General features: G+C 37.4%; 17 protein-coding genes. 16 read left to right on the top strand and 1 reads right to left on the bottom strand.

What is annotated here, in order from left to right; genetic code table 11:
- The first annotated feature begins 173 nt into the window (after nucleotides 1-173).
- The 6 genes from QM657_RS15475 to QM657_RS15500 all read left to right on the top strand — a co-directional run bounded on the left by QM657_RS15475 (nucleotide 174) and on the right by QM657_RS15500 (nucleotide 5,153).
- Nucleotides 174-2,144 (top strand): DUF2339 domain-containing protein, encoded by a 1,971-nt coding sequence (locus QM657_RS15475; protein WP_415067603.1) that lies wholly within the window; start codon nucleotides 174-176, stop codon nucleotides 2,142-2,144.
- Nucleotides 2,145-2,233: 89 nt separating this feature from the next.
- Nucleotides 2,234-3,685, top strand: coding sequence for a DEAD/DEAH box helicase (locus QM657_RS15480; protein ID WP_415067604.1), 1,452 nt, complete (start codon nucleotides 2,234-2,236; stop codon nucleotides 3,683-3,685).
- Nucleotides 3,686-3,739: 54 nt separating this feature from the next.
- Nucleotides 3,740-4,264 carry a DUF1456 family protein gene (locus QM657_RS15485; RefSeq protein WP_415067605.1) on the top strand — a complete coding sequence of 175 codons (525 nt, stop codon included), beginning with the start codon at nucleotides 3,740-3,742 and terminating at the stop codon, nucleotides 4,262-4,264.
- A gap of 8 nt (nucleotides 4,265-4,272) precedes the next feature.
- Nucleotides 4,273-4,479, top strand: a complete 207-nt coding sequence (locus tag QM657_RS15490) for a hypothetical protein (protein ID WP_415067606.1) — start codon at nucleotides 4,273-4,275, stop codon at nucleotides 4,477-4,479.
- Complete coding sequence (locus tag QM657_RS15495; RefSeq protein WP_415067607.1) at nucleotides 4,476-4,847, top strand: MmcQ/YjbR family DNA-binding protein; 372 nt, start codon at nucleotides 4,476-4,478, stop codon at nucleotides 4,845-4,847. Before QM657_RS15490 ends, QM657_RS15495 begins: the two co-directional genes overlap by 4 nt.
- Nucleotides 4,848-4,925: 78 nt before the next feature.
- Nucleotides 4,926-5,153 carry a hypothetical protein gene (locus QM657_RS15500; protein ID WP_415067608.1) on the top strand — a complete coding sequence of 76 codons (228 nt, stop codon included), beginning with the start codon at nucleotides 4,926-4,928 and terminating at the stop codon, nucleotides 5,151-5,153.
- Nucleotides 5,154-5,184: 31 nt separating this feature from the next.
- On the opposite strand, the gene QM657_RS15505 is transcribed toward QM657_RS15500, so the two are convergent.
- Nucleotides 5,185-7,296, bottom strand: coding sequence for a sigma factor (locus tag QM657_RS15505; protein WP_415067609.1), 2,112 nt, complete (start codon nucleotides 7,294-7,296; stop codon nucleotides 5,185-5,187).
- A gap of 1,058 nt (nucleotides 7,297-8,354) precedes the next feature.
- Here QM657_RS15505 and QM657_RS15510 point away from each other — a divergent pair.
- The 10 genes from QM657_RS15510 to QM657_RS15555 all read left to right on the top strand — a co-directional run bounded on the left by QM657_RS15510 (nucleotide 8,355) and on the right by QM657_RS15555 (nucleotide 18,176).
- On the top strand, nucleotides 8,355-8,702 hold the full coding sequence (locus QM657_RS15510) for a hypothetical protein (RefSeq protein WP_415067610.1): 348 nt from the start codon (nucleotides 8,355-8,357) through the stop codon (nucleotides 8,700-8,702).
- Nucleotides 8,703-8,736: 34 nt separating this feature from the next.
- Nucleotides 8,737-11,697, top strand: a complete 2,961-nt coding sequence (locus QM657_RS15515) for a hypothetical protein (RefSeq protein ID WP_415067611.1) — start codon at nucleotides 8,737-8,739, stop codon at nucleotides 11,695-11,697.
- Between the two features lie 272 nt (nucleotides 11,698-11,969).
- On the top strand, nucleotides 11,970-12,839 hold the full coding sequence (locus tag QM657_RS15520) for an N-acetylmuramoyl-L-alanine amidase (RefSeq protein ID WP_415067612.1): 870 nt from the start codon (nucleotides 11,970-11,972) through the stop codon (nucleotides 12,837-12,839).
- Nucleotides 12,840-13,166: 327 nt separating this feature from the next.
- On the top strand, nucleotides 13,167-13,964 hold the full coding sequence (locus QM657_RS15525) for a hypothetical protein (protein ID WP_415067613.1): 798 nt from the start codon (nucleotides 13,167-13,169) through the stop codon (nucleotides 13,962-13,964).
- Between the two features lie 52 nt (nucleotides 13,965-14,016).
- Nucleotides 14,017-14,817 (top strand): hypothetical protein, encoded by an 801-nt coding sequence (locus QM657_RS15530; protein WP_415067614.1) that lies wholly within the window; start codon nucleotides 14,017-14,019, stop codon nucleotides 14,815-14,817.
- Nucleotides 14,818-14,850: 33 nt separating this feature from the next.
- A complete protein-coding gene (locus QM657_RS15535) occupies nucleotides 14,851-15,051 on the top strand; it encodes a hypothetical protein (protein ID WP_415067615.1) in 201 nt (66 codons plus the stop codon).
- Between the two features lie 283 nt (nucleotides 15,052-15,334).
- The gene (locus tag QM657_RS15540) at nucleotides 15,335-15,724 is read left to right on the top strand and encodes a hypothetical protein (protein ID WP_415067616.1); all 390 of its coding nucleotides are present in this window, start codon (nucleotides 15,335-15,337) and stop codon (nucleotides 15,722-15,724) included.
- A 24-nt stretch (nucleotides 15,725-15,748) separates the two neighbouring features.
- A complete protein-coding gene (locus QM657_RS15545) occupies nucleotides 15,749-16,258 on the top strand; it encodes a hypothetical protein (RefSeq protein ID WP_415067617.1) in 510 nt (169 codons plus the stop codon).
- A gap of 55 nt (nucleotides 16,259-16,313) precedes the next feature.
- Entirely contained in the window at nucleotides 16,314-16,523 is a 210-nt protein-coding gene (locus tag QM657_RS15550) for a hypothetical protein (RefSeq protein ID WP_415067618.1), read from the top strand.
- Between the two features lie 18 nt (nucleotides 16,524-16,541).
- On the top strand, nucleotides 16,542-18,176 hold the full coding sequence (locus tag QM657_RS15555) for a phage tail tape measure protein (protein WP_415067619.1): 1,635 nt from the start codon (nucleotides 16,542-16,544) through the stop codon (nucleotides 18,174-18,176).
- Nucleotides 18,177-18,524: the final 348 nt, after the last annotated feature.

The following is an 18,524-nucleotide window of genomic DNA, read 5'->3' on the forward strand; positions in this document are numbered from 1 at the left end:
CAATACAGAACCCTACACAGAACCCAATACAGGACTCGATACAGAATCCGGTACAAAGCTCAATACAGAACCCGGTACAAAGCTCAATACAGAACCCGATACAAAACCTGGTACAAAACGCAATACAGAACCCGTTACAAGACCCAATACAGAACCCAGTACAACCCCCGGTTATGCCAGGGAACTTCGCAGCAACAGGAAAGACGCCAAAAGAAGAAAAGCGGCCAATCATTATTCAGAAAGGCGAGCCCAAAGACCGGGAAGCTCTGGTTGGAAAATACATTATAGGGGCTTTGGCAACTGTGCTTATTTTTGTAGCTGCCATATCCTTTATCGGTCTGGTTTGGAACCGGATGACACCGGAAATCAAGCTGTCCATTATCGCATTGGCAGGTGCAGCACTGTCCGCTTTAGGCTTTTGGCTCATAAGGACAAAAAAGAACCCGATCACTTCCATAATCCTTGGAACAGGAGCCGGTTTGCTGTTTATTGCGATTTTATCAGCCAATCTGGCATTTCATTTGATTGGAAACAATATGTCCATACTTTTGGCCGGGATATGGGCAGTGCTTTTTATGATATCTTCCCGGTATACAAATTTATTTTTTACAACAATCATCGCCTATATAGGCAGCTATATCACCTTGATGCTGGGCCTGGTGCTCATGCAGGGGGATACGGAACTGCTTCTGCTGTTCGTGTTTGTCTCCAGTATTTCAGGAGTCATGATGTACACAGCGCTCCGTAAAGGAAAAGCAGAGCTGATAACCGGTTTGGTTTTATCAATGGTAAGCTACACATCCATATTGCTGCGCTGCTATGGGGATGGATTTTTTGAGTCAGGATATTTACTGAACGGTTATGCCGTCCAGATCGCCTTGATTTTTATTATCTATGTTCTTATGAACCTGCTTTATAAGGTGATTAACACGACAAAGGCGATTCCCGTTTATCTGATCGCCAGCGCAGTTACCACATTACTTACCGTTTTATTCATCGGTTATTTAAATTACACGTATCTGGACTTAAGTACAATAACCTGTTACCTGCTGTTTTTTGCAATCCACTTAATTCAGTTTATACTAAACCAGATATATTATAAAAGAATGGAAAAGGCATTGACCAGATATTACACGGTCATCCTGATTTTCACTTCTTTGTTTATCAATATAGAGTTATACGAAGTTCCGACAGGAATTATTTTAATCGGATTACTGCTGATTGCAAGTGAGAAGATTTGGAAGGGTGAAAGCAGGCTCTTTTTAATCGGAGCCATCAGCTTACTGGATGCCATTTTCCTGGTCAGCAATTACTCAGATTCTTTAATTAGCTCTGTTTACGGCGTCATACAGCTTGGCGTTATGGGATATGTCCTGTGGAAATGCATGGAGTCCAAACAATATGCCCGGATCAATGGTTTGAAAATAATGGGCATTGTGGTTGTAATAGCGGTCAGCTTTGGTATTCCCTCCAACCTCATTAACAGCATGAATCTGTCAGAAATCAGTGAGTACACTGCCGGTGTGATCGGCTATTTCATTGCCGTTATTGCCACCATTGTTTTATTGAGCTATGGCTATTTTAAAAACTGGAGAAATGAGCAGTTCCGTTTCTTTGGAAAAAATGCCGGGCTGGAAGAAGATAAAGGAATGCAGGTGCTGATCTATGTTGTTTCAACCGCCTTATATCTTTTCGGCCTTGTGGAAATGCGGGCTGCGGACAGAATCTACTTACAGTTGATAGCTGCCCTGGCTGTGATTGCCATTGCACTGGTACAGAGCAAATTGCTTCTTTCCGGCGGCGGGCGCAACAGCCTGTTAACAGGAATCTGGATCGTTTTTAAATATCTGATTCTGACGTGGACAGTGCTCTGGTCCTTCTTCGATTTGAACATCACTTCTGCATCATACAGCATCATAGGCCTGATGGTGGCCATAGGAAGCATATCAGCAGGATTTAAGCTGAGAAACAGGAGCATAAGGCTGTATGGACTCGTGCTGACGATCATCATGGTGGCTAAATTTATTGTTGTGGATTTAAACGGAGAAAATTCCATTACCAGAGTTCTTGCCCTCATAGCAGGAGGCGCAATGTGCTTTTTGATCAGCTTGATTTATAATAAATTAAGCGAAAACTATTCATAATAATTCAATAACGATACGAAGTTTTACCGAAATATTTGGCAGCTCCTTACTGGAATGATACAGATGCCATATTAAGTGAAAGGCATAAAATGAATAATACGAGTTTTGATGATTTTACAATCAGCGAGGAGATAAAAAAGGCATTAAATGGCCTGGGATATGATATTCCCACTGAGGTCCAGGCCAGTGTCATTCCAAGGGCTCTGGAAAAAAATGACTTAATTGTCAGGGCCCAGACCGGCAGCGGAAAAACAGGGGCATACGCCATACCGATCTGTGAATCAGTGGAATGGCTTGAAAATAAACCTCAGGCCCTCATTCTGACTCCTACAAGGGAGCTGGCTGTTCAGGTGAAAGAAGATTTTACCAATATAGGGAGATTTAAGCGGATAAAGGCAGCAGCAATTTATGGGAGGCACCCCTTTTCCATAGAAAAGTCAGAGCTGAAGCAGAAAACACACGTGGTTGCAGGCACGCCGGGGCGTGTGATGGACCATATCAGAAAAGGCACATTGCCTCTGAGCAAAATTGAGTGGCTGGTAATTGACGAAGCGGACCGGATGCTGGATATGGGGTTCATTGAACAGGTCAGAGAAATCATTGCAGAGCTGTCCCCAGAGCGGATGACGATGCTGTTTTCTGCCACCATGCCGGAAGAGATTGAAAAAATATCCTCCGACTATATGAGAAGCCCGGTCCGTATCAATGTCAGTGAATCCGGCATTATGGTTGCTGATACGGAGCATTCCCTTTATTTCACCGATGAAAAAGATAAGTTTAAATTGCTTACCCAGGTCACCGTAATGGAAAACCCGGATAGCTGCTTTATCTTCTGCGGTACGAAGGACCGGGTGGATATGATATGTGATGGTCTGGCCGGTCTGGGATACCCCTGTGATAAAATTCATGGCGGAATGGAACAGAAGCAGAGGTTATCTGCCATGAATGGGTTTAAAAGGGGAAAGTACCGTTATCTGGTGGCGACAGATGTAGCGGCAAGAGGCATTGATGTGGAAGACATTTCCCTGGTTATTAATTATGACATTCCTTTAGAGGGAGAGACCTATGTCCACCGCACCGGAAGAACCGGGCGGGCAGGGCGGAAAGGGAAAGCTGTCTCATTTGTGACTCCCACCCAGACCAGATATCTCCAGGATATTGAAGAGCTGACAGGATTTAAAATTCAGGAAGCGGTAAAACCTGACCGAGAGGAAGTGTCCGCTCATAAGCCATCCTTTGATGAAAAACTGAACAGGGCCGGCCGGATCAAAAAAACGAAAAGCGATGAATTAAATAAAGGCATCATGAAACTGCGTTTTAACGGCGGAAAGAAAAAGAAGCTGAGAGCAGCTAATTTTGTTGGAGTGCTGTCCAATGTGGAAGGCATGGAGGCGGAGGACATCGGAATTATAACCATTCAGGATACTCTCACCTATGTGGAAATATTAAACGGCAAAGGCCCTCTGGTTCTGGAGGCTATGAAAAGTACCAAGATCAATGGCAAGCAGTTAAAGGTGATGAGGGCAGCGGATAAACATTGATAAAACCGGGGCACAATGATAAGATATTTAAAAATACATTTAAGAAGAGGTTATATGGAGAACAACGATATATTAATAAGGTTGAGATATGCTTTGGACATTAAAGATGCAGATATGATAAACGTATTTAAGCTTGGAGGAGTTACGGTAACGAGGGAAGAACTGCAAAAGATGCTGACCAAGCCCAAGGATTTTGGTGCCGTTGATTCAGCTCAGGAAAAGCCTGCTGTTGAGGATGTCAATCAATGTGACAATCACACTCTGGAGTCTTTTTTAAATGGCTTCATCATTTTTAAAAGAGGAAAACAGGAATCAAAGCCGGGTGAATCTGAGAAACAGGCTTTTATGATAAAAGACAGCAGAACTGTAAATAATGTTTTCCTGAAGAAAGTAAAAATTGCACTGTCTCTTACCAGTGAGGACATGCTTGACATTTTTAAATCAGCAGGGGTTGATTTGTCAAACAGTGAGTTGAGTGCATTATTACGAAGGGAAGGACAACGCAATTACAGGGAATGCGGAGACCGGTATGCCAGGTACTTCTTAAAGGGACTGGCAGCCAGATACAGAGAAAGGTGAAACAGCCTATGGATAGAGAAGAAAAACTGAAAGCTTATGAAAAAATGCAATCAGCCATTCAGGCCGAATATGACAATGCGGTAAAAAGGATGGAACAACTGAAGGCAGAGGATAAAACAAAGTCGGCTACCTACAGACAGTTGATGGGAAAGAAGCTGCTGTATAAGGATATGCTGGCAATATATGAAGTATATGGATTGCAGGTGAAAGGGTGAAAACCAGAGAAGAAGCAATTGCATTTTGCAGTAAATTTGAGGATGTGACAGAGGATTATCCCTTTCATGACCCCAACTGGACCTTAATGCGCCATAAAAAGAATTCAAAGACCTTTGCCTGCATTTACCGGCGCCAGGATCATATCTGGATCAATGTAAAATGCAGCACGGAATGGCGTGATTTCTGGAGAAATGCGTTTCAATCGGTAGTTCCTGCTTATCATATGAATAAGGAGCATTGGAATTCCATTATTCTGGACGGCACGGTTCCGGAAGCTGACGTGAAACGAATGATCCAGGAAAGCTATGACCTTACAAGGCCAAAGGAAAAGAAGAGAGTTGTAAGGAATCAGGAAAAGATGGGATGAAAATGGATTTACTTAAAATCGTGAGAAAGCGCTGTTGTATCAGACAGTACACCGGAGAAACGGTTCCGGAGGAAAAATTTGAAACGATTTTACAGGCAGGGATTTCCTGAAAGCTTCCGGCTGGAAGCAATTCTTTCTCTGGGAATCCCTGAAGCAGAGGCGAAGGCACATCAGCTTGGAAAACTGCTGACTGAAAAAATTCATAGGAAAAAGTTTCAGGAATCAGGGGAGGAATGGAGAAACCATTTTCTCCCCTGTAAGCATCCTTCTGATTTAATTTTAAAGGTTACTGAATTAAAAAAGTGATTTACGTCTACTTTCAGTTGGAACCAACATTTTATACCCTGACATATTCCTCCAGGTCCTGTTTCATATATAAATAATTCTCTATTTGATTTATCTTAAACACACGGTTTCTCTCAAAGAAATCCGGAAGCCATCTCTCCAATCCAATGATGTCGTTTTGATATGTATATGCAATCAATGCAATTAAGGAATTGTGATTCGACCTTTCCAGGAGTTTACTATTATTATCGACTTCCAGTGATAAAACCTCTAAATCTTCCTCATAATCTTTGATGTCATCATCTGTAACATCAGGATTCACGTTTTCTTTCACAAAATCTAAAATAGATATCATCGTTTCCTGTATTGGTTTGTTTGATATTTTTGACATAACGACTTCCTCAGCCTTCGTTTTTTTATTGATATTTAAAAATTCAATCATTAATTTCTCAAGATGTTCAATCTTACTGATAACCACATTTTTGTCCTTGGTAGACTTGTCACCTAAGTCATCAAATGTGACACCGTCAATTTCTTTTTTATGTAAAGACTGGGAAAACTCAGTCATAAATTCAATAAACTTTTTATCTTCCAATCCAGTGCGGATGAACCTTGCAAACAATCCAAAATAGACGAATGAGTCTTTAGAATTAAACATTTCCGAAACATCTTCTGTAACAACAGCTTCCATGCGTTCGACCAGATCTGTAAAGTTATCAAAAATTTCTTCTGTTGAATGTTCTTTTATATAGAAACACATTTCTTCCTGTTGTTTTTTCCAATCTTTCAAGAAGTTAATAGCCATTATGCTTTCGACCACAACTCTGTTTACTGTACCGTTTTTAAATTCTGCCATCTTATATCCGCCACGATCTGTAAAAAATGGCATTGCTGCAATCTCTTTGACCATAGCCGCATATTTTGTGCCAATTTCCCCCATCCCCTTTTCAGAGCCGTTTAAAGGTTTTCCTTCATTATATCTGCAAATATGATATTCAATATCCTCGTCTGAACAATTTAAATATTGAGTACACTGAAACGTATAATCACAAAAACGTTCCTGTAATTCATTGGGTAAGTCAGAAAACTTTTTCCCTCTTATATCAAACGTCTTTTGCTCAATTTGAGGTAATCCATTACCTGACAGAATGACATTACCACCTTCATCTTTTACTATGGACTGATATTTTATATTCCACCTTCTTACATTTTTACACACTTTAAATTGACCATTATAAAAACCGTGCACATTTGTACATTTCTGTTTGCCATCAAGATTCCACGTTATAACAATGCCATCTATAATCTGTTCGGCAAAAACAAGATTTGGCAATGGATTATTTTGTAGAATATCTGATATTAAATTCCCCTTCATTTTAGAACTCCATCTACCCGATTCGCGCTGAGTCGGATGATCAAATCTAAATGTATATCCTTCAATTTTCTTAATAAGTGATGATATTGAATACTGCCTTTCTTTACTTCTTTCTGATGTCTGTGTTTGCATTGGCCCCTTCTCCTCAATTTGAATCTCTTTTTTTTGTTTTAGCACAATAGATTTTTCAAAACACCCCATATCTTTTATATAAGCGATATATCGTTTCTCTGCTAATTTTAATCTTTCTCTTATTTCAAAAGACTGATATCCGTCCATGATTAATTTAGCAATTTCTTTTTGTTTCGATGATAATTTCTCTAAATATTTTTCGATTTTGTCATCAGTTAAAAAACCCAATTCATCCGATAGTTCGTCTTCAATTTTGAAGTCAGATGCAATCTTCTCACAAAAATCAATTCCGTCCTCGGCAGGTGCATCGATGGACATGTTTGGAATGACGATCACATCATTGTTTTCATCTTTCTGTATTTTTCCATTCCTATTCCTTAGCAAATTGCATCTTCTAAGTCTGGTATGATCTCTTGTCCAGTCATAGAATCTCCTCTTGATATTTCCAGTAAGAAATGTGTTAAACGAGCAATCCCTGGTGTTGTCATATCGTTCAACGCTATTCATAAGAGCCTCCAGGGCCACGCTATATAAATCATCATGCTCCATTTGCGGAACATCTTTTCTTTGTATGATGGGATTGCAAATTTGCTTGAGTTTTATCATGTCATTAGCAGCATACTCTTCTAACAATTGCTGCCTTTGTTCATCGTTCATTATAACTTCTCCTATTAAAAAACGATTAGAGAGTTGTCTATGCATTCTCTAAAAATAATATCCATCTGACTTTTTACCTGCTTTGATATATGAAATAGTTCCATCGTAATATATATTAAAAAAATGCATAAGTTAAACATACACTAAGACAATTAAGTGCCTTGTGCTGTCACTATACCAATCATCTAAATTATTTAATTGTTATCTTTTTCTTTGGAAATACTTAGCAGAAACACTGGTTTGCCGAAAACACTTAACTTACAAAAGGTGGTTATGTAGAATAAATTCAAGTATGGCTTTCTGCTATGCTTATTACTGTCATCTCTTTTTAGCATAAGCTAGTCTGAGATGAATTTATGTAATTTAATTATTGTCGAAAATTGCAGTCTGTTTAGGGAAGGTACGCCAATACCGTTGATTCCTAAACAGGCTGTAATTTTTATGTTGGAATTTTACCCTGGAATTATCTACCAGAACTATTTTAGATTATAACAAAAACACATGTTCGAGTCAACCGCTTTTTAGAACGCACGTTCGGACGCTGCGTTATATCTTTAGAGCATTTTTCTTCGATTTCATTTAAATTAATATATATCACATATTCAACAGCTCTATTTCAATATCCAAACATGGAAAATCAACAAGTCTTAAAAATATCCGAAAACAACCACCTATAAACCAAGATTTAAAGAAATATGAAAAAACGACATATCGAAAATTTATACAGTTAAGATTTTTTCCAAACAGAGAATTATTACATGTACCAACTCAATTGGCAGCTTATCGGAAAGGCAGATAAAGATGGAGAAAATAAAAAACAGAATATGAAAGGAGAATTACAACTTACATGCCAGAAACAACTACATGCTCAAAATATAATACATATGGAGGCATAATCAATGTCGATAGCTTTAATACAGAACACCGCGGATTTTCAACCTTGCATGATATTACAGGACGGATTTTATCAGATATGAAATTTGACAGTCAGTGTATAAGGAATAGCGAAGAGCGAGATAGGCGAAAAAATATAAATATGATGAAGGAGAAAGATCAAAATGCTTAGATACAAAGTTTTATCAAATAATGTGGTAGAGGTGGATTTAGAAAATGGATACAAAGTAGTGGCAATGGCAAATTGGAATAATGAGAAGAAAAGATACTTTACTACTCTACTGCTTCATGAAAATACAGTTGACAAATGGGATATGCTTGAAACGGCTGCCAACGTGGAAAAAAATTATTCTGATATGAAAGCGATCAAGCGTGATTTGGCCCAGTACGTTGCAGAGTTACACAAGGAAGGATTTTTTGAGAAATACATAGACAGATATGAATACGAACTGAAATGTTTTGAACGCGGACACGACTTATATAAAGAGGAAAGGTTATCTGCTAATGGCTAATAGGAAGATATAATATAATGCTTGGAGGAAATGAATGAATAATATAAATAAAGATGCTCGTTTAAAATACTCTACATATGGTAACGGAAAAGCTATCATTGAAATTTTAAACATTGGTTTTGAACCACTGCTCACTGAAGATGAATATAAAATTTATAAAACAATAGGTGAGTTAAAATATCAAATTGAATCTTGTAACATATCTATATCTTTCATTAAATCAAAAATAATGTACTGTAATACCGAAGATAGTTATTACTCATGGTTAAAAGGACATCTTGAACAACAGGAACAAAAAGTGAATGCTTTAAAGGAAACTAAAAAGAATAAAGGTGATGAATTTCATAAAAAGTTAGAAACAAACAAAACAATTATCAGGAATATATATGACGATAGAGAGTTCACTAATGAAGATCAATTTAGAAATATTGCAATTTCCGAGAGTGATTTAACAAGATGCTTTAACTGCAAAGATATGGAACATAGTGATGACATTGTCAGCGTTGTAACTTATTATACGGATATATTTGAATCAATTATGTATCATGGATTTAATTACAAAAGTAAACATTTTGTTTTCTTTACTGCCGGTGCGGGTCAAACCAGATGTAAAAAGAGTACATTTGTATCAGAAGATATGTTGGATAAGAACTTTAAACGTTTATTTTGCGGACTGAGCAAGGAATCCATTAATGATCAAGGTGGTATGAATACAAATAAATACCTTGCTTATACAAGTTTATGTCAGACCAATAGTGAGATATGGACTGACTTTAATATAGATAAGGCAATCGTAGTTGAGGACATTGAATATAAGATTCCTAACCAGGAAGTGAGATTTATATATACGGAAACCCCGGAAGATAAAACAGAAGTTTTAAAACTGCAAAATTTGTTAAAAAACAACTCAGATGCTTTAAAAGAGATTAAAACAAAAAAAGAATCATACCCAAAAGGATACCGCCGTCCCAGGAATGAAGTGGCTCATGAAAAAGAATTAAAAGATGAAAGAATTGAATTAATTGACCGTATAGATAGAATCAAGTCAAAATATCATAAAATCACAATACAAGACATGGACGTTACAATCCCATTTACAGACGGATTTGGAATCTCCTTAAAGAAGATGCAGACATCAATGATACGGCTTCCCTTTATCAAAGGACTTATAGCCTATTGTCCTAAGAGAGCATTTCAAGACTGGTGCGGGGAAAATGGATATGCAATAAATAAGATTATTGATATTTACGGAAAATCCCATTCTATTGCAAATGTTGACTATATTTTTACAAAGTCTCAATTTAAGATGTGGAAGTATTATAATAATATCACTGATGAAGCCGGCAACCTTGTAAAAACCGGCTGGGAGGTTTATAAGGATAATTTCAAAAAGTATCACTGTGATGCTTGCAGGTGTAATGTTGAGCGAGGTGTAAAATTAAATGGCAAAACAAATTACCAGGTGCTTCAAACTCTGACAACGGAAATGTCAAATAAAGATATTTTCGACTTAGCACAGTATAATATCACAAATTTAAATGGCATTGGGAAAGATGTAAATTCTATGTTAAGCATACTTGGGGCAGACGAAACTAAAAATGATAATATGAACTGGCTTCAAAAATCTCTGCTTATCTATCCTGAGATGTTGAAGGATTTCCATGTAAAAACCCTTCTAAAAAACACAAAAGACAGTATGATCAAAAAACTTAGAAGTGGTAAGTTTGATATCAATGGGGCATATACATATGTGATCCCTGATCCCCTGGCTTGTTTGCAGTGGTGGTTTACCGATATGGATAAAGAGAAAATTGAAGATTTTGGTTTTGTGAAAGAAGGGAGTGTTTCCTGTAATCTGTTTCGGAATGAAGAAGAAGTTGATTGTCTTCGTTCTCCCCATTTAGATCATGCACATTGTATTAGAAAAAACCAGGTAAGTGACACTATAAAAAAATGGACAAAGTCAAATGGTATATATATTGGAATGAAAGATACAATGAGTAAACTCCTCATGTATGATAATGATGGAGATAAACTGCTGATACATAACAATAAGGTTATTATAAAATGCGCTAAAATGTTTCAAAAAAAATACGGAATGATTCCCAACTATTATGAAATGCCAAAAGCCAGTCCCACTGTTTTGGACAACGCCTCACTTTTTAACGGAATTGTTATGGCATACCACCATGGCAATATTGGTACACCAAGCAATGAAATTACTAAGGTATGGATGACTTTAAATCCTAATAGTACAAAGGAAGAAGTGTTGGAGGCTATCGATGCCATTGCTTTAAGATGTGCAGATGTGAATTTTACCATAGATTACGCCAAAACTTTATATAAACCGGAAGTTCCCCCAAATATCAAAAGTAATTATAAAAAATACAGCGGAAAAAAAGTCCCCCATTTTTTCATTTATGCTAAAAATAAAAGCAAATCCCAGGTTGAGGATATTGGTAAATGCAATGTAGATAGAATCTATGATATAGCAAAAACCAATCGTATCGTTTTTAAAGATTTGCTTGGAAAATATTCATATAAAGTTCTGATGAACAATCCTGATATAAACGTAAGCAGTGAATTAGCAGATAAAATTATACAGCTTTATCGAGATGTGGACACCATTAATATAAGGAAGTTATCCCATATGGATTTTTCAGTCCTTGGGAAAGACGATAAAAACCGGGCACTCTTACAAATTGAATTGGATTCAGGTAAACAGCGTAAAATGTTCGAGAGTATTATTGGAGAACCCATTGCTGTTATAGTAGATGTCTTAATAAAAGAGTTACAAGGTGAAATCAATAAGGATACTCTCTGGAGACTATTCGGTGATGTAATTTATTCTAATATCGAAGCTAATGTAAATGGAACTAAAATATGTGTAAAGTGTAAGGATAGATTTTTAGTGACTAATAACAGAGCAAAGTATTGCGAAAACTGTTATCGGGAAGTCAACCGTACCAATGCATTAACCAGATATTATGCATAAAATAATTCTTAAAAAAAGTCCAAAAGTGAATGGAACACGCAAAATCCCGCTAAAATCAAGGCTTTTAGAGCATTGAGCATATAAAACTCTTTCTGAGATAATGACATAAAGGGGAAGGGTGAAAAACCAAGCTAATGGCAGCACTGCTATTTCTAGTGGTGTTGCCATTGGTTTGCGGGATAAAGCAGCCTGGAAGCTCGTTAGACTCATGCTGAATATCGTGGGTTAAAATACCATTTCTTTAATTACTGTGAAAAAGAGGCATGGGATAAATGAAAATTAATCAAAATACAAATTTCTGGACACATAATACATCTGTTCGCCCAGGTAAAATAGAATACATAGTTATACATTACGTTGGCGCCATTGGAGATGCCAAAGCAAATATAAACTATTACAATCAGCGGACTGTTACAAACGCATCGGCTGATTTTTTTGTGGGGTTTTCCGGAGACATTTGGCAGTATAATCCAAATCCAATGGCAAGGTATTGCTGGGCTGTCGGCGGTACGAAACAATCCACTGGCGGCGGTTCATTATACGGAATTGCCCAAAATACAAATTGTGTAAATATTGAAATATGTGTACGAAATAAGGGTTCCCGGACATCGGGCTCCAAAGATTGGTACTTTGAAGATGCCACCGTAAATGCAGCCATTGAACTTACAAAGTATCTAATGAATTTGTATGGAATTTCCGTTGACCGGGTCATACGTCATTATGATGTGACCGGGAAGATATGTCCGAATCCCTATGTCTATAACCACACAAAGCACACATGGGATATGTTTAAAGAGGCTTTGGCGGCAGTTCCAAAGAAGAAATCCGGCTGGCACCAGGAAGATGGCGGCTGGAGATTTTACAACGGGGATACAGGTCTCCCGATCCGGAACAACTGGCTTAATGATAACGGGAAATGGTATTGGTTTCATGAAGCCGGCCTCATGGTCAAAAACACCTGGTATCAATATAATGGTAATTGGTATTATCTTGGCCCTGACGGAGCTATGTTAAAAGGCACTTTAATTGCTGATTCTAATAAAGTTTATTGTCTGGACAGCGATGGAAGAATGGTTGCAGAGCCGGTGACACTGATACCTGGTGATGACGGGGCGCTGAAATATGGGGGACTTGCGAAGTAATAATAGAATCAGATTGGGAATATGTCAGTTGCCATGTAAATAGTAGTGCACATACGAAATACTTGGCAGAAACAATACGGAGACATACAGTAACGCAGACGGGCAGGGTTAGGCGTTAATCAATAATAAGCAGAATCTTTGGCCAGGATTCAAAGCTGGAAGGTTCATTTTTCTATTGGTACGGAAAATGAGTGAATAAACGACCTATAAATTCACTCCTTCCAGCTTCAAATTTATCCCACCATAAACACGTAGTATTATGGTGGGTGACTGATTTATACTTGTTCTGAGTTTAACATAGATACCAAATTATAAAATGGTGATGATTTGAATAAACACGATTTAGAACACAAACTACTTAGAGGCAGTGTATTGTATTTAGACGATATCCCCACATATAGGATTACATTGGGAGAAATGGCCGATGCCGGTTTTTCAAAATTACAAAACGTAATATCTATTTTATGTATGGATGATGATAAGGCAAATGAGCTGTTAACCGGAGCCGTTGAAAACCCCAATACCTTTATGCTGATTATGTTAAATATGCTACAGGAACATGCCCAGATAAAAAAGACAGAAATAGAATCAAATAATGTTTCAAATTCTTTGTTTATTTTAATACCAGCATTCTTGAATCTTTTCTTTAGAAAAAAGGTTGTATTCCATCAGGATTATGGCTTTATCATAGGTGATGACAATGACAAAAAATACGTTTTAAATCATTTAAACTATGATAATTTTAGGGAAATTTTAAAACAGAGAAATTGCTTGGTTGATTTAGATGATGTGGATGAATGTGAAAATCCTAGTGGAGAAATGGCTAAAAAGCTCTTGGAAAAAAGAAAGAAATTACGAGAAAAAGTAAAAAAATCCAAGAGCATCAGCAGTGATGACGATAGTCTTACCATGACAGATTTAATAAGCATATTTGCACAGGCAGAGCACATGTCATTACAGGAAGTATATGAAAGTTATGATATATACCAGTTTAACAATCAGTTCAATCGTTTAAAAATTATGGATGACTTTCACGTTAATATACAAGCATTGATAGCCGGTGCTAAAAGTGAAGATATAAAACTTCAACATTGGCTTTCAAAAATAAAGAAATCAAATGATTAAAGCTGGTACTTTGCGTATCAGCTTATTTTATTGAAAAACAGGAGGAAATATAATGGGTGCTAATACTAAGTTCGGAGCCAAGGAAGTAATGGATGTTATTCTTTATGATATGTCTAACAATAAACCGGTCATCTTTTTTGATACTTTAAAAACATCTTCTATTGAAGTTACAGCAGAGAAGGTATATGCCAGAGGCGGTAAGGGAAATGCCAAGTTAATTACATGGGAATTAAATAAAGAAGGAAAGCTCACGATCGAAGATGCTTTGCTTTCTCCTAAATCACTTGAGCTGATTTCTGGTGTAGCAACAGTAACCGGAGCACAGACCGTTTATATGAGACAGGCTACAGAATATGACACTACCGGTGCCGATCCTGTTGACAAGGGTGAATTATATCCGTTAAAAGCCAGTGCCTCCGGAGTTATTGAATTGGCATATACGCCAAAGGAAGCAGCCAGCCAGATCCTTGTATATGATGCAAGCGATGACTGCGGAACCCCTATTGTGATGACAGGCGCACAGCTTACAGGTAAAACCTTAACAGTTTCAGCAGCATCTAATAAAAAGGTCATCGTTTATTATACATTTACCAGTGCGGCTGTCACTGAGACTTATGTAATCGATGCTTCTCATTTTAGTGGTACATATAAATTAGTTGGAAATACGGTTATCCGGAATAGAGAAACCGGTAAAGACGAAGCCTTCCAGATTGTAATTCCTAACCTCAAGTGGAGTTCCAATCTCAACCTTGGCTTCAGTGCGGAAGGTGATCCGACACCAACAAGCTTTGAATGCGAAATCATGAAGGCTGCAAATAGTTCTACTATGATTCAGATGACAAGATGGGTATAATGCCCATCTTTCATTACTATGGAGGATTTATTATTGAAAGTCAGAATTGAGAAAGTAATCGAAGGAACATACGGTTATGATTCCATCATTATTACAGAAGGCAAAGATGTAACTGATATTGTTTTTGATAAAAAGGATAATGTCAAACGTTACAAGGGAAAACTTGTTGACTTAGTAAAAGAAAATGGGATTTATAAGATCGTAGAGATTAAAACCAGTGAAAACAAAAAATAGTGATTGAATTACATAGTGTGAATAGGGATACACATTGATTCAATTATTTGTGTATCCCTATTTTTTACTCACGAAAGGACTGAATAATATATACGAAACTAAATTTGACAAAGAGTATCAGACACAATATTTAGCAGAAGTTAACTTTCTGACAGAGAATAATATCAGATATACTTTTGTTAAAAAAATAAATGGGTTAATAACGTATAAATACGAAAAAACGAAAGAATTATTTGGAGCTCTATCAAATTTTTATTCTTAATCAATAAAAAGGAAAAACGGAATGAACGAAATATTACAAAACATTGATATTATGGAAGTTTTATTGACCATCTGGACTGTTGTATTGGTTCCGGTTTTACGTTACACATGGAAACAGATATATGCATGGGCTGAAACAAAAAGATTAGATAAATACGCTTCCATTCTATATGAGGAAGTTGTCAAATCAGTTAAATCCGTCGACGAAGTTATTGTAAAGGATTTAAAGAGAACCGCTGACTGGACGCCTGAAAAGCAGATAGAAGTAAAGGAATTGGCAAAAGCTAAGACAATTCTCGCACTGTCAGCTACCGTTTACAGGTCATTAAAAGAAGCCAATTCAGACTTTGAGGCTTACTTAGACTCTTTAATTGGCACCGCCTTGTTTGACATTAAAAATAAGGTATTATGATGAGGAAAGGCGGGGGGATAAGGAGTGAATGATATAGCAGAATTACAAAAAATTGATTTTTTATCATGGTTGATTACGGGATTTCTCATCTTATCTGCCATTAACGCCAGCGTTGCGATGATAGGTAAATTCTCGGAAACCATTGGGAAGCCGGTAAATTGGGTAAGGAAAAAGCAAGAAGATCATTATTTATTGATGAAAACCTCTCAGAGCCTGGATGAGTTGTGGAAACAACGGAAAGTTGATGTAGAAGAATCTATTAAGCATGACGAGAGCCTGCGAAGCGGTTTGAAAAAATTAACTGATATGTTTATTGATAAATCAATAGACGATATGCGTTACGAGATATTAGACTTCGCCTCTTCTTTATCATCCGGCAGGGCTTATAGTAAAGAACAATATGATCATGTGTTAAATATCTATGAAAAATATGAGAAGGTGTTGGAGGAGAATCATTTAAGTAATGGGAAAGTGAATACTTCTATGGAGGTCATCCGGGAGTTATACAAAGAAAAACTTAAAAACGGATTTTAAGAAAAAGGCGTTTTCATGGAAATGATTCCATCTTTTTTCATTTGGAGGAAAATGCATGTTTAAATTTATTAGTAACTATATTAAGTCAAAAATATTCTTCGCACGTTTGAAAATGGAGTTATTTCAAGCATTCTCCCATAGCGATGACTATATGGAATTGCTTACAAAATTAGCTGTTAGCGCAAAAGACATGACGCCTGAAGAAGTAAAAGCTGAATTCATGAAGGAGTTTGCAGGCGTGGTGCACGATTATTGCTCTTTTTAAAAGGAGGAATGTAAATATATGAAAGATTTAAAAGCATTACTGAAGGTAGTATTGGACCCAAGTGGAATTGGAAAATCTGCTATTGCCAAAATTCAAAATATATTAAAAAAATATCAGTTGAAACTTTCGGTGGGTTTAAATAAAGCTGAATTAATGGAAGCAGCTAAACAGGTAGTTTCTGAATTAAAGTCTAAATTAAAGAAAGTCACTGGTATTGATATAAAAATGAATGGCCGGGATTTAAAAAAGGACGTGGCTGAGGCCATAAAAGACCAACAGAAATTGCAGAAGGAAGTAGGAAAGACCGCTGATAAAGTTCAAAAGTTGAGTACAATTGACATCATCAAACCGCAGGCTGATAATAATAGTGGAGCCCCGAAACCTTTTGGTGGAAATATCGATTCTGCGACTGATAAAACAAATAAAGTTAATTTATTTGATTCCCTAAAAAAAACTGCAGGCCGCGTTGGCTCTTGGCTGTTTGAATCAGATGGAATAACAATGGTGGTTAATGGATTTAATAAAATAAAAGATGTTTCCATAGAATTAAATGAGACAGTTGCGGGTCTTTCCATGGCAACCGGCGCATCTAAAAAAGAATTACAATCATACATGGAATCATATTCAAAACTTGGTGATGAGTTAGGTGCCACGGTTATCGATGTTGCCAAGTCTGGCACGGAATGGTTAAAGCAAGGGAAAACGATAGCGGAAACAGAAGATCTCATTCGCAGTTCAATGGTACTTTCCAAAGTAGGTAAAATGTCATCGGCAGATGCGACTGAATACCTTACGAATATTATGAAGGATTATAAAGTTTCGGTTGGAGACACCCTTGGTGTTGTAGACAAACTATATGCCGTAGATATGAACTCTTCCGCTGACATAGGCGGACTGGTTGAGGGTATGAGCCAGGTTGCAGATAATGCAAAACTTGCGGGAGTCAGTATAGATACTTTACTTGGATATTTGGCAGCAATAGGTGACGCTTCCCAGTCAGGTATGAGTGAAGCAGGAACGTCTCTTGATTCCGTATTTTCCCGTATGGGCAATATTAAGCTGGGTAAATTAAAGGATTACCAGAATTCGGGAGAAGATATTTCCAATGTGGAAACCGTGCTAAAAAGTGCTGGTATTTCATTAAGAGACTCGCAGAATTCGTTTCGGGATTTTGATGAAGTGTTAGCTGAGACAGCTTCTAACTGGAACAACTATTCTGAGGTTCAACAGCAGGCAATTGCAAATGCCTTTGCCGGGACTGACCATATGGGAAATTTCATTGTTCTAATGGAAAATTTTTCAACAGCTCAGAAATATACCGAAACATCCCTTAATTCATCTGGGCAGGCAATGGAGACGTTCTCTGCTTATCAGGATTCTGTTGCGGCTCATACTGAAAGATTAAGCAATGCATTTATTGGACTGTCTAATACGCTGACAGATTCAGGTACGATTAATTTCCTTCTTGACCTTGGCACCGCTTTAATAAAAGGGGCGGATGGAATAGTAAGTTTTCTGACTCCATTGGGTGCTTTAGGTGCTGGAATCGGGGCGTTTGCCTCTCGTCAATTTTCATTAAAAGGCCTGGATTTTCATGAGTACGATTTAACGCAAATCTTGCATGGTTCAGGTAAGTCCTACTGCTGCGGCTAAATAACCGCAGGTAAAACAGGAACGAGTCTATGATAGATAAGAGGGCTTTGGATTTGTAAACGCTTTATATGACCATGGGTGGCTCCGTGGTTTACAGATTTGGTAACAACTGTACAAGGACTGGAACAGCTCATGTGACTCGTAATGTAGCATGATGTCTCAATCAGCAGACAGGCGTACTTTTTACAATAAGAAAGTGCCGGTCTCAGAGGCCATCAGAGCGAGTGGATATTTTGATGTTATAATGTTCACTAAGGTATGGTCCGCAACCTATCATTGAGCGTGATAGTGAAAAAGCCAACCGTAACTATGCGGCGCGTGTAAATAGTGAGCGATTATGCTCCCGAT

This window comes from Lacrimispora sp., from assembly GCF_047605665.1.
Classification (GTDB): Bacteria; Bacillota; Clostridia; order Lachnospirales; family Lachnospiraceae; genus Lacrimispora.

Excerpts from the sequence above, each read along its gene's own strand:
- QM657_RS15505 (WP_415067609.1), bottom strand. The coding sequence starts at position 7,296 with ATGAACGATGAACAAAGGCAGCAATTGTTAGAAGAGTATGCTGCTAAT.
- QM657_RS15530 (WP_415067614.1), top strand. The coding sequence starts at position 14,017 with ATGGGTGCTAATACTAAGTTCGGAGCCAAGGAAGTAATGGATGTTATT.
- QM657_RS15485 (WP_415067605.1), top strand. The coding sequence starts at position 3,740 with ATGGAGAACAACGATATATTAATAAGGTTGAGATATGCTTTGGACATT.
- QM657_RS15555 (WP_415067619.1), top strand. The coding sequence starts at position 16,542 with ATGAAAGATTTAAAAGCATTACTGAAGGTAGTATTGGACCCAAGTGGA.
- QM657_RS15520 (WP_415067612.1), top strand. The coding sequence starts at position 11,970 with ATGAAAATTAATCAAAATACAAATTTCTGGACACATAATACATCTGTT.
- QM657_RS15540 (WP_415067616.1), top strand. The coding sequence starts at position 15,335 with ATGAACGAAATATTACAAAACATTGATATTATGGAAGTTTTATTGACC.
- QM657_RS15480 (WP_415067604.1), top strand. The coding sequence starts at position 2,234 with ATGAATAATACGAGTTTTGATGATTTTACAATCAGCGAGGAGATAAAA.
- QM657_RS15510 (WP_415067610.1), top strand. The coding sequence starts at position 8,355 with ATGCTTAGATACAAAGTTTTATCAAATAATGTGGTAGAGGTGGATTTA.
- QM657_RS15515 (WP_415067611.1), top strand. The coding sequence starts at position 8,737 with ATGAATAATATAAATAAAGATGCTCGTTTAAAATACTCTACATATGGT.
- QM657_RS15490 (WP_415067606.1), top strand. The coding sequence starts at position 4,273 with ATGGATAGAGAAGAAAAACTGAAAGCTTATGAAAAAATGCAATCAGCC.
- QM657_RS15475 (WP_415067603.1), top strand. The coding sequence starts at position 174 with ATGCCAGGGAACTTCGCAGCAACAGGAAAGACGCCAAAAGAAGAAAAG.
- QM657_RS15550 (WP_415067618.1), top strand. The coding sequence starts at position 16,314 with ATGTTTAAATTTATTAGTAACTATATTAAGTCAAAAATATTCTTCGCA.